Source organism: uncultured Pseudoteredinibacter sp. (assembly GCF_947500695.1).
Lineage (GTDB): Bacteria > Pseudomonadota > Gammaproteobacteria > Pseudomonadales > Cellvibrionaceae > Pseudoteredinibacter.
On sequence record NZ_CANMSS010000001.1, the window covers coordinates 156381 to 170655 of the forward strand.

8 protein-coding genes are annotated in these 14275 nt (G+C 44.7%); 4 read left to right on the forward strand and 4 right to left on the reverse strand.

Features of this window, described 5'->3' with window-relative positions:
- Positions 1-153: 153 nt before the first annotated feature.
- Positions 154-3633, reverse strand: coding sequence for a cadherin domain-containing protein (locus Q1A08_RS00585; RefSeq protein ID WP_299768179.1), 3480 nt, complete (start codon positions 3631-3633; stop codon positions 154-156).
- A 568-nt stretch (positions 3634-4201) separates the two neighbouring features.
- Here Q1A08_RS00585 and Q1A08_RS00590 point away from each other — a divergent pair.
- The 4 genes from Q1A08_RS00590 to Q1A08_RS00605 all read left to right on the forward strand — a co-directional run bounded on the left by Q1A08_RS00590 (position 4202) and on the right by Q1A08_RS00605 (position 9258).
- Entirely contained in the window at positions 4202-5143 is a 942-nt protein-coding gene (locus tag Q1A08_RS00590; RefSeq protein WP_299768182.1) for a sensor domain-containing diguanylate cyclase, read from the forward strand.
- A gap of 258 nt (positions 5144-5401) precedes the next feature.
- The gene (locus Q1A08_RS00595; protein WP_299768184.1) at positions 5402-7600 is read left to right on the forward strand and encodes a TonB-dependent receptor; all 2199 of its coding nucleotides are present in this window, start codon (positions 5402-5404) and stop codon (positions 7598-7600) included.
- A gap of 132 nt (positions 7601-7732) precedes the next feature.
- A complete protein-coding gene (locus Q1A08_RS00600) occupies positions 7733-8653 on the forward strand; it encodes a glycerophosphodiester phosphodiesterase family protein (RefSeq protein WP_299768187.1) in 921 nt (306 codons plus the stop codon).
- Between the two features lie 71 nt (positions 8654-8724).
- Positions 8725-9258: a L,D-transpeptidase gene (locus tag Q1A08_RS00605; RefSeq protein WP_299768190.1), complete on the forward strand. Its 534-nt coding sequence runs from the start codon at positions 8725-8727 to the stop codon at positions 9256-9258.
- On the opposite strand, the gene Q1A08_RS00610 is transcribed toward Q1A08_RS00605, so the two are convergent.
- The 3 genes from Q1A08_RS00610 to Q1A08_RS00620 form a co-directional block, all read right to left on the reverse strand.
- Positions 9226-11274: a pitrilysin family protein gene (locus Q1A08_RS00610; RefSeq protein ID WP_299768192.1), complete on the reverse strand. Its 2049-nt coding sequence runs from the start codon at positions 11272-11274 to the stop codon at positions 9226-9228. The genes Q1A08_RS00605 and Q1A08_RS00610 overlap by 33 nt on opposite strands.
- A 119-nt stretch (positions 11275-11393) precedes the next feature.
- Positions 11394-12776: a hypothetical protein gene (locus tag Q1A08_RS00615; RefSeq protein WP_299768195.1), complete on the reverse strand. Its 1383-nt coding sequence runs from the start codon at positions 12774-12776 to the stop codon at positions 11394-11396.
- Positions 12773-14224 carry a rhomboid family intramembrane serine protease gene (locus Q1A08_RS00620; protein ID WP_299768198.1) on the reverse strand — a complete coding sequence of 484 codons (1452 nt, stop codon included), beginning with the start codon at positions 14222-14224 and terminating at the stop codon, positions 12773-12775. The genes Q1A08_RS00615 and Q1A08_RS00620 overlap by 4 nt, the downstream gene beginning before the upstream one ends.
- Between the last annotated feature and the right edge of the window lie 51 nt (positions 14225-14275).

Genomic DNA, 14275 nt, shown 5'->3' on the forward strand with positions numbered 1-14275 from the left:
GGCTAACAATTACAGGGGATTGTAGTTTATGGTGTCAGCTAGCGGATTGTTTACTTTAGAGTCGTTGGTGATCCTTCCTTTGCTGGTGTTCACAAATAAAAAAGCCCGGTGAAAGCCAGGCTCTGTTTGTTTTAGATGCTGTGTTAAAGCTTTTTAGCAATGACAGTAGCTTACATCTTCGTTGGCGAGTAGCTCACGTAACATTTGACCGCCATCAAAACTGCCGGTGTCAAAGAGTGTATCAGCTCCAGCTTTGTTACTGCTTGGGGCATTGATGTGGCTACCAGCAGGCTCTGGAAGCACATCTTCATTATCTGCCGTGAGTAAATCAGCTGTATTTACAGCTTCCTCCAGAGGCTTTAATGAAAACCAAACATCATCAATATCATGGCTGTTGCCTTGCTCATCGGTCCAGCCAGAGCGTAAGCCAATATAGTTACCGTTATCTACTTCGTTAATGCTGGTTGCCGCTAGGTCAATCGAGGCTACGCCGGCTTCGTGTAGGCCAATAAGTTCCCCTTCCTCGGATATACCATTTTGGTTTTTATCTTGCCACAGCTGAAGGGCGTCAAAGTATTGGTCTTGCTGGTCAAAAACACCATCATTGTTACTGTCTAAATCAGAGAGTGCTTGAAAACCTTCTTCGGCGGTTTCGCCTGATGTTAGTACGGTGGCTTCACCAAATAGTTCACTGCCGTTATTAATGATACCGTCTTGGTTAATATCAAATACTAAGAGGGCATCTTCTGGGCTTACCCAGCCCACTTGTTCGAGTTGACCGTCATTGTTGATATCAAACTTAATACCTTGATCAATGTTTGTGGTCTCTACGCCATTACCATTCAGGTCCAATACCAAGGGGCTTTGGGCTGGATTGTGGTTTTCTGCAGTATTGGTAATGGTGAGCCTTTCCTCGCCAGTATTTAGGTCACAAATATGTGCACCGCTTGGAAGATCAATATCTGAGATAGAAAAAAGTGAGTTTCCATCGGGCTCAAAGTACTTCACTACATTGCCAAATACTGTATAGAACTTTATTGATGGGGGAGCGTCGGCGAGAGTCACCTCTGTTGAAAAAGTACCATCGGCTTGAACTACCGCAGTGTGGTATTGGGTCTTATTGCGGTCCCAGCTCTCATCGTAGGCTGCCTTTTCATCTCGGAACATTGAGTTAAATTCTTTGATGTGAAGCACGGTGCCAGGAGGTAGGTTTGAGGTGCCCGAAACCGTTACCACTGCTCCAACTGCTGGCCCGCTTTTATAGGAGTTCCAGCCGATACCTAATGCAGGGCCCGCATCATAGGTACCCATTGGGTCGAACTTAACGAACGTTTCTTCGTCGATAACATCGATAGTCATTGTTTCTTGACTGCTACTGCCATCAGGGGAAGTCGCTTTAATTTCAATTGTATGAGATTTATCAGTCTCATAATCTAGGTGTATATCGGTGGTAAAGACTTCACCGGTTTTGCTATCGATACGGAAGCGGCCACCGGCATCATCGAGCAGTTCATACTTAACGTTTCCGGCTGTGTCGGGATCGATGGCTAGTGCTGTAATACCAACATAAGTGTCTTCAAGAGAACATTCTGATACCGCATTATCCATTTTGTCGGTATCTTTAATTGGGCCAATAGGCTTATTTTGCTCTACCTCAATGGTAAAGGTTTCTGCACTCACTGTGCCGTCAGTAGATTCGGCTTTAATTGTGATGTCGTGGCTTGTGGCGACTGAATAATCCAGTTCTTTAGCTAAGGTCACAACACCTGTTTTGCTGTTGATGTTGAATCGACCATCGGCATCATCGAAGAGAGTGTAAGAAACCTTATCACTAGGGTCTGGGTCTTCAGCAAAGCCTGTAACGCCCACTTCACTCCCGGTGCTGGCGGTTTCACTAACGCTATTGGAAGCGCTATCGATATCGCTAACAGGGCCAATAGGGGCGTTGTCATCGAGTACCTGAATGGTGAAGGTCTTAGTGCTAAAGCTACCATCACTGGAATTTGCTCTTACTGTCACCTCATGGGAGCTGTTCAGATCATGATCTAAGCCGCCACTTACTGAAATTACGCCACTGCTTGCATCTATGACAAATCGTCCTTGTGCATCATCTGTCAGCTCATAGCTCACCGTATCGCCGCTGTCTGGATCAATAGCTCGGGCTTGAATACCGACTCCACTGCCTTGGCTAGCATTTTCCTCAATTTCATTGAAGCTTGCGTCAATATCTTTTATTGGGCCGATGGATTTATTGTTTGGTGCATTGGTTTCGCGATAATCTCGCTCGTCAGTACCAAAGGTATCCGCTAAGTCATCGGGTAGATAACCGCCGGTGATATTTTTGTAATCCGTACTGAAGTTATCAAAGGGAACGCCTGATTCGTTGATATCGAGTAATGAATCGTTATCACTATCGAGATCCAGATAGTCGGCTAATCGATCGTTATCAGTATCTTCTGCTGTGATGCCTTTGGAAGCCGCTGCCGTTTGATCACCCACGTTAGCATCATAAAAGTCGTGCAAGCCATCAAAATCCATATCGATAAAGACGATTGGGTCTTTGAAACCATTGGTGGTTTGGGCTTCAATATTATCCGCTATTCCGTCACCGTCGCTGTCTAGATCTAGTGCGTTAATGATACCGTCTTTATCGAGATCACCGCTGCCTTCGACGATATCTAAAATTCCGTCGTTATCATCATCGATATCTATATCATCAGGAACTTCATCACCATCGCTATCTATTCCAGCGAGGCCAATATTCTCTATTTGGTATTTAATTTCTTTATTGGAGTCGTCCTGTAGTGATCCTGTGCTATTACTGACTGTTGCAATTACTTCGTAGTCGCCAGCTGCCCAGGTGCTGGCATCGACGACTAAGCTCCACTTATTGCCTACCACGCTCAAGCCATCTTCGCTGCTATAGCTTTGGCCATTAATTTGTACAGTGAAAGACTCCACGTTTTGAAGGTTGACAGTACCAGTAATAACTAATGTGTGGCCGTCAAATTCACCTGAATCGACAGTCGGCTTTTGAAGATTAGCTGAGCTGTTTGGCTGGCCCATGCTAATGGTCTTGGCTTCGCTGTGTTGCGATATATTCCCGGCAATATCTTGTTGAGTAAGGGTTATCGCATGGTCGCCGTCTGGCATATTGCCATCCATCTCGAAGCGATAAAAACCACGTTTATTGGCTTTTACTTCACCAATTAAATTTCCGTTGTCGTAAATTCGAACGGTAGCAAAGGCCTCCGCTCGACCTTTGATAAGGTAGTTTTCCTTGTCCTCACTGATATCAATATTGTTTAGCTTGTTTGCACTGAGATCCACGAATACTTTATATTTACTGCTCTTGCCAAATACGCTTCCGTCAGCTCTCACAGTTCCAATCACAAAATTATGTTGTCCATGATCGAGCGGCTCAGTTATGAACTTCCATCTGCCATTCTTATTGACAGTAGTGCTGCCAATAAGCTTATTGCCGTCGTAAATATTAATGGTTTTACCTGGGGTACCTTTACCACGCAGGGTTAAGGTTTGGTCGTCACTTCGTCCGTTCTTTCCTACGTTGGATTGCACAGAGCCGAAATTATCAGAAATGCTGGTAATGCTATTGGATTTTTTGCCCGCCATGACAATTGAACCTTGTTTTTATTGGTATTAGGAGTCTATAAATTCAGGTGTAGGTTAGGGGGAGAAAAGTATTGATCAACTGGTGTTCATCATTTTCATAACTACTTACTAGGCAATTAATTAGTAAGTGCTAAATTCAGATGTTTGTCTATAAGGTTATCTTTCGGAGAACTGACACTGGGAATTAGCATGACATAACTACTTTTACTGATGTGTAGAGTGACGTTCAAAGAAGTGGAATGGGCAATTTCTAGCGTTTGCTTGATAACTAGGAGTGTACTTGGGGTTGCCATATAAAATAGGGGTATGGCAATTTATCTTGTCTAGGCAATAATTGCCGCAGGTGCAAGCGCTCAACTGCTTTTCTTGGGTTTTTCCATGGCAAGATCAATAAATCACGTAATTGTTTGTGCTCATACTGTTATTTAAGCTATTTTATTAGCAGATCGTTAATAAACGCTGCCGATTAAATGCCCGCTGCTTGAAAATTGAACAGCTGGCAAGCTTTTGTTCAATATGTATTAAAGTCGCTTAGGCCAACTTTACTTAGAAACACTGTGGAAAGCTTATGTTAAAGCCCGATAGCTGGGTGCTGGAGGATAAAGAGCGCTTAGTTCCTCTAACCAAATGGCAGAAGACTGTCGACGTTATGGCGAGGATCTTTTCTGCGCCCGCTGGTTTTATCGTGCAATACAGCCCAGCAGGCTATCAAGTCGTCATCGCCAGTGATCAAGAAAGCAATATCTATCCTGCCGGTGGGCTGATCCCAAGTGATACAAATATATTTTGCCGAAAAATCGTTGAAACCGGAGAGAGCCTCTACGTTAAAAATGCCGCTCAAGATCCTTCTTGGGATGATAATCCAGAAGTAAGGGATGATGGGTTTTTGTCGTATTGTGGCTTACCCATCAATTGGCCCAACGGTGATCCGTTTGGCACCATATGTGTTATGGATTTTGCAGAAACCGATTATCAAAGTGACTACATAGACTTAATGCATGAGCTTAGAGATTTAGTGGAGGCAGATTTAAATCTCTTAGATCAGTACCACGCAATCGCCAATATGGCGATGAATGACGATCTGACTAAGCTGAATAATCGCCGTGGTTTTTTAATTGCGGCCAAGCATCGTTTGGCTTTGGCCAAACGTCACCATCACAACTTGGGTTTATTGTATCTCGATATGGATGACCTTAAAGTTGTGAACGATAAGTTCGGACATAAATTTGGCGATAACTCCTTAAAGAAGCTAGCGCAATTAATTAAAGAGGCGACTCGAGAAAGTGATGTTTCGGCACGTATTGGTGGTGATGAATTTGTTATCCTGAGTCACTGTAATAGTGATTCTGAATTAAGTGCGCTTCGTGATCGAATTTACGAATGTATCCATGCCTCCGATTTAAGCGTGAGTATTGGTACTGTTTTGATTGATGACCCTGGTATTGCTATTGAATCTTGGATGGATAGAGCGGATAAGGAAATGTATCGCGTTAAGCTTGCCAAGTCCTGAAATCTTTCTCTTTTTCGAGCTTCGCAATTACTAGCTTATTGTTGTTAATTTTTGCGAGTGATACTGATCGATAATGACAAGTCCCGCTTGTCTTTATATGTGAATGGTTAAAAATCCACGTTAAAGCCTCCAAATTAACTTCCAATTAAATTAATTGTCTTATTACTGTCCTTAAACTGTAGTTTTTCACTGTTAGCTTTCCTCTACGTTTTATTACTTACCCAGTAAAGGCTGTTAAAGCCCGTGAAGGAATTCCACATGAAGTCTATAAGCCCGCTAATCTCGTTTCCTGTGTCAGTGCTGTCTTTAGCTGTTTCTTCGGCTTTTGCCCAGGACGCTGTATTGATGGAAGAAATTGTCGTAACCGCTCAAAAGCGTGAGCAGAGTATCCGTGACGTACCGGTAACTGTATCGGCTTTTGATGGTGATTTTCTTAAAGCGCTTGATGTAAGCCGCTATGATGAACTCGCAGATTTGACGCCGGGCCTAACAGTGCAGCAGCAAAGTGTGAATAATAATGGCTATGTGATTCGAGGAATTACTTCTGACGCGGGTGAGGCGACTAGCGCACCAAGAGTATCAGTCTATTTGAATGGCGCTGATGTCTCTCGCTCAAGGGCTTCCTATTTTGAAGTCTACGATATGGAGCGTGTAGAAGTGGTAAAGGGGCCCCAAGCGACTTTGTTTGGCACAGCTTCTTCGGTCGGCGCCATGAGCTTTTTTACAGCTAAACCCGAACAAGACTTCTCGGCAGAGTTAAGCGCTGGGTTTGGTGATTACTCCGCTCGAAAATTCAATGGCTATGTTACGGGTGGCAGTGATATTTTACAGGGGCGTCTTGCTGTATTTTCCAAGCAGCGTGATGGTTATGTTGAGAATAATAGCGCTGAAGATGATCTCAATGGCTATGATAGATTATCTTTTCGTCCGAGTGTTCGCTGGACCCCAAATGATGACCTCACGGTTGATATAGTCTATACCAAGGAGCGCGCTAAGGATCCTGGTACAGCTTTTTTAAATCAGAATCTAGTGTTTAGTGACAATGCCGCTTTATCGGTACCTGATAACAATATTCTAGGTTTGAACGATGTGGGCGTGGATCGCGATACTAAAGATCTCAATGTTCGGGTCAGTTGGGATATAGACGATCAACTGACTTTGAATTATATAGCCTCCAATCGCCGTTATGATTCTCTGGAAGCCTTTGATGCCGACGGTATTCCACAAGAGTTTTTAAATTTCTCTGAAGACGCCCAGGGTGAATTAAACAGCCATGAGTTACGCTTAAATTTTCAAGCTGAGCAATTAAGTGGTTTTGTGGGCTTATCTCAATTTGAAGATGAAGCCGAGCAGCGTGTTGGCTATAGTGGAGATGAATTTCTATTCTTAGCTTGCGCTGGTGTTCTTCCTGGCGGCTGCCAAAGCTCCTCACCTGTAAAGTTAGTGTACGAAGGGGAGTACAAAAACAAAGCAGATAATCGTAGCCGCTCGGTATTCGGTGATATCAGTTATGCGTTTAATGAACGTTTAGAGATCACCGCTGGTTTACGTTGGACGACAGAGGATCGTTGGTCGGCGTATAGTTCGAACCTTCCGGTGTCCGTATTGCTTCAGCAAGCGACAGGCCTACCGTTGGACTTGTTTGCTGGTCGGATTCTTAATACTCAGGGGCAGCAAGTCGAAGGTGAGCTGGATGATAATTCTTTGCTACCAAGATTGGCGATCAACTACGACTTGAGCGATGCTCACAGTGCCTATTTGACCTTATCAAAAGGTCAGCGTTCTAAAGTGCTTCAGATGGATACTGGCTCGGCAGTGACTATTGATCCTGAGGAAGTCCGCAATATCGAAGTTGGTGTAAAAGGCTTTTTAGGAAGCGAGGGCATTAGTTATAGTGCAGCGATCTTCTACCAAGATTATGAAAACTTCCGTGTGCGTGTGCTCAATGATGGCGGTAATTTTATTTCTGCGAGTGCGGGCAATGCTACAAATGTGGGTATTGAGTTAGAAGGGCAGTGGCAGATCAGTGAGGCCTTTCGTCTATTCGGTAATATCGGTTACATCGACGCGAAGGTGGATGATGATAAGGAGAACGGTGAATATGCTGGCAATCGCTTTCGTTTGCAGCCCAAGTTTAGCGGTGCTCTAGGATATTTGGCCCGCTGGCCTATCAGTGATTATCTGTCACTAACTTCATCGGCTACCTTGAGCCATCGCTCATCAGTGTTCTTCGATATTGCTAACACTTATGAAGAAGATGCCATTAGCCTGCTGAAGCTGAAAGTTGGTATCTCTTCAAATGAAGATGACTGGTCCGTTGAGCTTTATGCCGATAATTTATTTGATAAAGAATATCTAATCGATGCGGGTAACACGGGCGCTTCCTTTGGATTGCCAACTTATATTCAAGGCGCTCCAAGGACTTATGGTCTTCAAATGCGAAAGAGCTTTAACTGATTCCCGCAATCGATGATATACAAGGGACGGTATATAAAAGGTGGTAAAGACGGGGCATAAAAAAGCCCACGATACTGGCTGAGTCAGTATCGTGAGTTGTTTTCGGTGTGTAATGTGCTTGGCGACCTTTCAATGCGTATGTTGAAGTTTGTTTCTCTTTTGCTAGTTAGTAGCGTAGGGTTTGCCCTAATCTTACTTTGCTATCTTTTAGACGTAGGAGTAACAAGAGAAGCCGCCGCCGATACCGCGGATAGTCATTTGTTGGCCAAATGGAGCAGGGAGCCTGTCGTAGTTGGTCATCGTGGTGCTGGTAAACATTGCCCAGAGAATACCGCGATATGTTATCAGCAAGCCTTAGATCAAGGGGCACTTGCTTTTGAAGCTGATTTGCAGGTTTTGGGCGATGGCAGCTTGGTGATGTTTCACGATGACAATATCAAGCGGCAGAGCGGTGTTGATCGAGATCTGTCAGCCCTAAACTTAGCTGGCTTTAAACAATACAATATGGCTTGGTATTTTAATCCTGGCGGGCAAGGAGTTTATCCCTACAGAAATCGGCCTGTTTATGGCATGAGCTTCAAAGAGTTTTTATCTCGATTCCCTGATATCCCAATATTATTGGATGTTAAACCAGAAACAGTAGAGATGGCCCAAGCATTATTGGCGTTTATTCCTAAGGAGTTTACATCAGCGGATTATCAAAGGGTTTATATTAAATCGAATAGTCTATGGTTGCCTCGCAAGCTCAGGCAGCTATCACCGCAACCTCGGGTAGCTTTTTCACGCTATGAGCGTGCCTTATTACTCTTGTTTCCATCTCTCCTTAATGAACTGCCTGCTAGCTGGATCGATCTAGAAACACAGTATCAAAGCGCCGAAATAAAGTCTTGGGCAAGTTCAAATCATCATATCTTAAGTGCGAGTACTCTTGATACTGTAGGTGAGCTCGAAGAGTTGAGGAAGAAACTCAACGGACAGTTGCCGGATGCCGTTGTGACCAATCACCCAGCTATTCTGCATGATTATCTCTCCAAGCTAGCCGCAAAGGAATAGGGCTGGTCAGTACATTCAAGTCGCGGTTAGAATAGCTGCTAATAGACTACCTCAAATGCAAATGGCCAGCGATGAACGATGTACTGACTAAATATCTGCAAGATAAGCCCGAGCTAAGCTATGCCTTGCTCGTTAGTGTTGTCGAGCAGAGCTGCTATTTGTTTGATCGTGATGGCAAGCTGCTGCGGTCATACGCCGTATCTACCGCCCAACGGGGAATTAGCTCACAAGAGGGCAGTTTTGGCACACCAACAGGTTTACATTGTATTCGTGAGCGCATTGGTGCTGATATGCCGTTGGGGATGTGCTTTAAGGGGCGTCAGGCCACTGGTGAGATAGCGTGTATTGAGAATCAAGCCCCTCCATGCCGAACAGAGGGGGATTTTATCTTAAGTCGTATCATGTGGTTGGAAGGACTTGAGCCCGGCGTTAATCAAGGGCAAGGTATCGACTCACATGAGCGCTATATTTATATCCATGGCACCAATGAGGAGTACCTTATTGGTCAGGCCGCATCACATGGTTGTATCCGAATGCGCAATCACGATGTGATTGAGCTGTTCGACTTGCTGCTATGCGGCACTCCGGTCTATATCCAGGCCTAGTTCCGTACTTGTGACAGGCCTCGTTGGCCGACGTCTTTTCTCAAACTCTTCAATTAGCTCCAGATTATTGCGGGTTTTTAGTAAATAGCTGCTCCTGCCTACACCAACTAATAAACCCTTGCTAAACGGATTGAAATGAAACAGTCGGCAGGGAAAGGCCTTTCTGCTAAAAATCACTGAAAGCAGATAACGCTCTTCTACAAAATTTATATCACTATAGTTATAGCAACGACTGCGAAAGCTCAAGCATTTAACTCGCCAGTGATCTTCAGCCAATATGATCTTGCGTGGCACCCTAGCAGGAATATTTAAGATCACAATCGTTGCAATACTTATTGTAAAGATTGTCCAAGCGATATTGAGCCAATAGGAATCGACACTTGAGATAACAAAACGCTCAATATATTGAGAGCTGTAGGCGAGCGCTTGCAGCAATAAAAAGGTGACACAGAAAAATAGCAATAGGGCCATTAGGCTAGTCACTGGGCCATACAGAACCTTGCGAATATATAGTTGTTGTCGAAGTTCTAGTGACGTGATTAAAAAGCGGCGCCCAACACTAAAACTGAAAATGATGGCCAGTACAAAAATTGCGATATTGACTAAGGGCCAGGTTGGGTTGGGGCGAATGCTCTGTACTACGCTGTGCTCAGCTTTAATATTAGCTTCCATCCAGTTTGCGAGATCGGCTTGAGTCGCTTGCTTCGCGAATCGGTAGAGATCCGGAAAGCTTTCCCCAATTAGGTTCTTATCGTAAAAAACAGAAGCAACCCAGTTGCTAATGCTCCAAGGGGTTTGATGATCGAGAACAATCGCGTCGAGCACTTTTTTACGTAAGGTTTCAAACTGCTCCTTGGGCATGGTGCCATTTTGCAGTTGCTGGTACACCGAGTTGATATAGGCAAATGCTTCTGCCTCTTGGGCAGGGTCGAAATTACCATTGCTGATCAATCGCCCGTGCCCTTGAATGAGGTTGAAACTAACATTAACTCCGTAGGCCGCTTGACGGTTTTGTCTGAGTTCAGTATTCAGATCGTGATGCAAAATGGTGCGAAGAAACCACAACCACTGCATATCTTGTTTATCGACGTCGCTGATATAGTGACGCCACTCATGTACATGCCCGCGGCGCTCGCTAAAGCTAAAGTGACGACGTTCTCTTGCGACAGGCTTTGCGGCGTGAATGGTTTGAATATACTCCCCGTGGGGCTCGATGTTGGCGAAATGCTCGTCAATATAGGCCTTAACTTCATCCCTAGGAAAGTTGCCAGCAAGCATAATGGTCATATTTTGCGGGCCGTAATAACGGTCGTAGAAAGCTTGAATATCAGTGGCTTGTGTAGCATTTACATCGTTCCAGGTGCCGATCAAGCTCTTATAGGGAATCTCTAAGCCTAAGACCTGAGTCCACTGATCTTCCTCGCGAGCCCAGTCTGGTGAAATAAACCACTTTCTCAATAGGTCAGCGGGTGTTTCTGGCTTAAGGTCCCGTTCTAAAATAACCGCCCGGCGTTCCTCGTCGACATGTTTGCTTTCAAATTGGTGATTAAAGAGCAGTTGCCCAAACCAATCCAGGCCGAAGGCCCACTCGCTCTCTGGTAACTCTAGCCAGTAGTCCGTGCGTTTAACTGTTGTTGAGGCGTTGTTTTGCCCGCCGCGGTCATCGACTAGCTTTTCAAATTCGGCTTTGCTATAGCCTTTAGAGCCGGTAAATAGCATGTGTTCGGTAAAGTGCGCTAGTCCAGTCCGCTTGTCTGGATCCTGCCATCCACCCACTGGAATGCTCATACGAAACGTGACCAGCTCGGCCTTGGGCATCGCCTTGAAATAGACTTGTAGGCCGTTGGGATAGCGCCAGCTCTCAATGTTCGCAAAGGGGCCTTGCTTAGCGTGATGCTGATTGTCTGCGGTGGTCGGTTCGCTAGCTTGCGAAAAGGCTTGTGCGCCGAGTAATTGAGCGCTAAGCAATAGCAGGCATGCGGCGATGATCGTCGCTATAGAAGATTTTAACGGCATTCCTTAGTAAGACCTGTTCGATTCCATTTGGGTGATCATGGTTGCAAATTTAAATGCCAAAAGCTCTAGTACTAAAGTGCCAGAATGACCTGAGGCAAGATTAGCTGCCTAAATAATGATCAACTTCGACTGCGCAAGCTGGCGGGCTTAGATTGCTCTAATTTCTCCAGCTCTTTTTTTAAGCTTGCAACGTATTGCTGGTATGGTTGGGCTTGTGCAGCCCCGTTCGGTAGTTTATTTAAGCAATCCACCATAAGCTCATAGGCCTGCACAATGAGTTTTTTATCTTGGCATTCTTTGTGGAAGTTTTTCAGCAATAGGGCCGCTTGTTTGAAATCCCCGCTGTTATCCATATGTTGTGCTAGTTGAAAACGTAGCCCCATTTTCTGAGGACGATAGTCGGGGATGAGTGCCTTTAACTGTTTAAAGCGACTGCCAATCTTGTAATGTTGTTCGCTTGCAAATAGTTGAGCAAAATAATCTTCAGAGACCTTAGCCAGTGTTTCTTTGTCTTCTAGTTCTATCAGTAAATTGATTAAGCGCTCGGCCGTTTCATTATCCTTGGGAGCGCGCGAGAGCTGATTGCGCATCAATTGAACCGCTGCAGGATAATCTCCATCCTTCAATAGCATACCGAGCTTGGCGTCTAGTTTTTGCTTATCACTGCGTTTACTTTTATTGTCACCTTGTTGCTGGGCCACAATGCCGAGTTTGTCTTGATATTGAAAAACCACGTAACCCATTAAATGGAACATCACTACTGAATAATAGTTGGAGACCAAGGTTGAACTTAATTGTCCTAGGGTTGAGAACTGCTCGCCGATCAACCAATGAAGCAGACCTACAGAACTCATCATAATAAATAGCAGGATGAGCAAGACAAAATAAGATGGGCCTATAGCTCCCATCACTTCAAGTTGACGCTGCGGATTGATCGCTTGGCTGAAATCTTTATTAATCGATAGAATCATAAAGGCAGCGGGGAGGGCCACCGCCATAAAAATCACCCATAGTATGGCTAAAGTTGCCCCGATAAACGCAGAAATTATTATGGTGCTACCTATAGACAACAGCAGCAGTCCAATAATTTGTAATAAAACTTGTAAACCTTCGCTACTCGCTTTTCCCACATCGGGCGCAACCATATTGCCGTGGGCTGTTTGCTCTAAGCAGAAAAAACAATATTTATACAAAAACGCCAAAGCAATTAAACTAACAAAGGGAATATAAATTCCAAGTAGTGTAATAATTGCTGTAATGATAAGTGCTGTTATCGATTCCTTCCCCAGAGCATATTGGAAAGCTTTGCCGATACGGCGCCAAAATGGCTCTGCTGTTAAGCTCGCTCCCAGAGAGGTCAACTCGTGTTTACATAAGAAGCATTGTGCCGATTGCTCATCGAAGCTATCACTGTCATTGCTGCAGTGTTTGCAAGCATGATAGTGACAGTTCTCGCAATAGTAGCTCGCGGCTTCGGCGGGGTGATAGCGACAGTAACTCATAGGCTTTTTTGAAGTTGTAGTTCTAAGGCTTGTTCGAATTGCTGGGCTTTCCCAGGGTTTTCTAGTTGCTTATAAAAAACCGCCAGCTGACCGAGTAATTTAGGTAACATGGCTTCTTTGCTATCGGCTTTAAAAAGCTCAATGGCAATGGCTTCAGCGGCCTCTTGTTTTTCACCGTCCAGTAAGCGCATAGCGAATTGGCAGCGTGTAAGATGATCGATTTTTTCACGTCCTTCAGCAGGAAGCCGTTGCCATAGGGTAAGCTGTCGGGCTAATAGCTCTTGATCACGACTACTGCGTTGTAGGTATTGGATATTGGCTTTAAGCCATTGGCCATCTTTTTTCAAAGCCATAAGGTTAATTGCTATAAAGTCTGATTCTGCACAATGGCCATGTTCTTGCCGATGTTGATTTAGTAGCTGTTGTGCTGATTTGAATTGCACTAGTTCAATTTTCTGCAGAATATTCTGTAAGCTTTCTCGACGCGGGTCGACAGCTTGGTCCTCTTCAATAAACTCTTCGTCGACACTTTCAGGTAGCAGCCACTGCAACAAGGCTAGCAATACCGCGCCTGTTAAAAAGCCGCCAGTATGGGCCATATAGGCAACCTGGCTATCGTCGGAGCTGAAATACAAGACCACTTCTTTGGCGATATACAAGGGCAGAATATAAAGTGCGGCCGCTCGAAAATAACCGACAAATATAAACAACCAGTAAAAAAACTCGATTTTACGGAGTTTGAACAGCATTAAATACATGGCCATAACGCCAGATATCGCGCCCGAAGCCCCTACAAGGGGGACGCCACCGCGGCTAGAGGCTAGCTCGATAGCACTATATAGCAAGCCTGCACCTAAACCGCTGGCTATGTACAGCGCTGAAAATCGCAGTGAACCAAGTGCGGCTTCAACAGCAAAGCCGCAGATAAATAAGAACAGCATATTGCCTAGTAGGTGGAAGATATCACCGTGTAAAAACTGGTGGCTAAACAGAGTGATTAAACTGCCATGTTGTGGAATGAGCCCCAGTTTCACGCTACTTATCGCCGCGATATTGTGTTCGATATTGGGCCTTACTTGCGCCCAGATACCACGCTTTTCTTCGGGTATCCAATTAGTTTGCTGCTTTTCTAAATAAGCGAGAAAGTCACGGTCTAGCAAAATATTTTGACTTATCGCGCTTGGATCAGTTTCGTAACTCGCGACTAAACTTTCATAAAGCTCTGGGTTGCCTTGCAAGATACCATTTTGTTTTCGGTAGTTAAGATAAGCTTCGGCTTCGAAATCTGCAAACTCGTGTTTGTCGTACATTTCAATGGCGCGCTGATACTTGCTGAGATCGCTGTTCTGATAGAAAGAAAAAATGGCAATATTGATCAATATAAGGGTGACCACGGCGATAGGTGGGCGACGCCAATCAATACGTTTCTCGGTTGGTATGATGATCATAGCGCTTTAGCACAGCTTTTTAGGCAAAAGCACTAGCTTAGCAAGTCATTG

What these genes read in the sequence shown, in the direction of transcription:
- Q1A08_RS00600 (WP_299768187.1), top strand. Translation starts at nt 7,733, where the DNA reads ATGCGTATGTTGAAGTTTGTTTCTCTTTTGCTAGTTAGTAGCGTAGGG.
- Q1A08_RS00595 (WP_299768184.1), top strand. Translation starts at nt 5,402, where the DNA reads ATGAAGTCTATAAGCCCGCTAATCTCGTTTCCTGTGTCAGTGCTGTCT.
- Q1A08_RS00590 (WP_299768182.1), top strand. Translation starts at nt 4,202, where the DNA reads ATGTTAAAGCCCGATAGCTGGGTGCTGGAGGATAAAGAGCGCTTAGTT.
- Q1A08_RS00605 (WP_299768190.1), top strand. Translation starts at nt 8,725, where the DNA reads ATGAACGATGTACTGACTAAATATCTGCAAGATAAGCCCGAGCTAAGC.
- Q1A08_RS00615 (WP_299768195.1), bottom strand. Translation starts at nt 12,776, where the DNA reads ATGAGTTACTGTCGCTATCACCCCGCCGAAGCCGCGAGCTACTATTGC.
- Q1A08_RS00585 (WP_299768179.1), bottom strand. Translation starts at nt 3,633, where the DNA reads ATGGCGGGCAAAAAATCCAATAGCATTACCAGCATTTCTGATAATTTC.
- Q1A08_RS00610 (WP_299768192.1), bottom strand. Translation starts at nt 11,274, where the DNA reads ATGCCGTTAAAATCTTCTATAGCGACGATCATCGCCGCATGCCTGCTA.
- Q1A08_RS00620 (WP_299768198.1), bottom strand. Translation starts at nt 14,224, where the DNA reads ATGATCATCATACCAACCGAGAAACGTATTGATTGGCGTCGCCCACCT.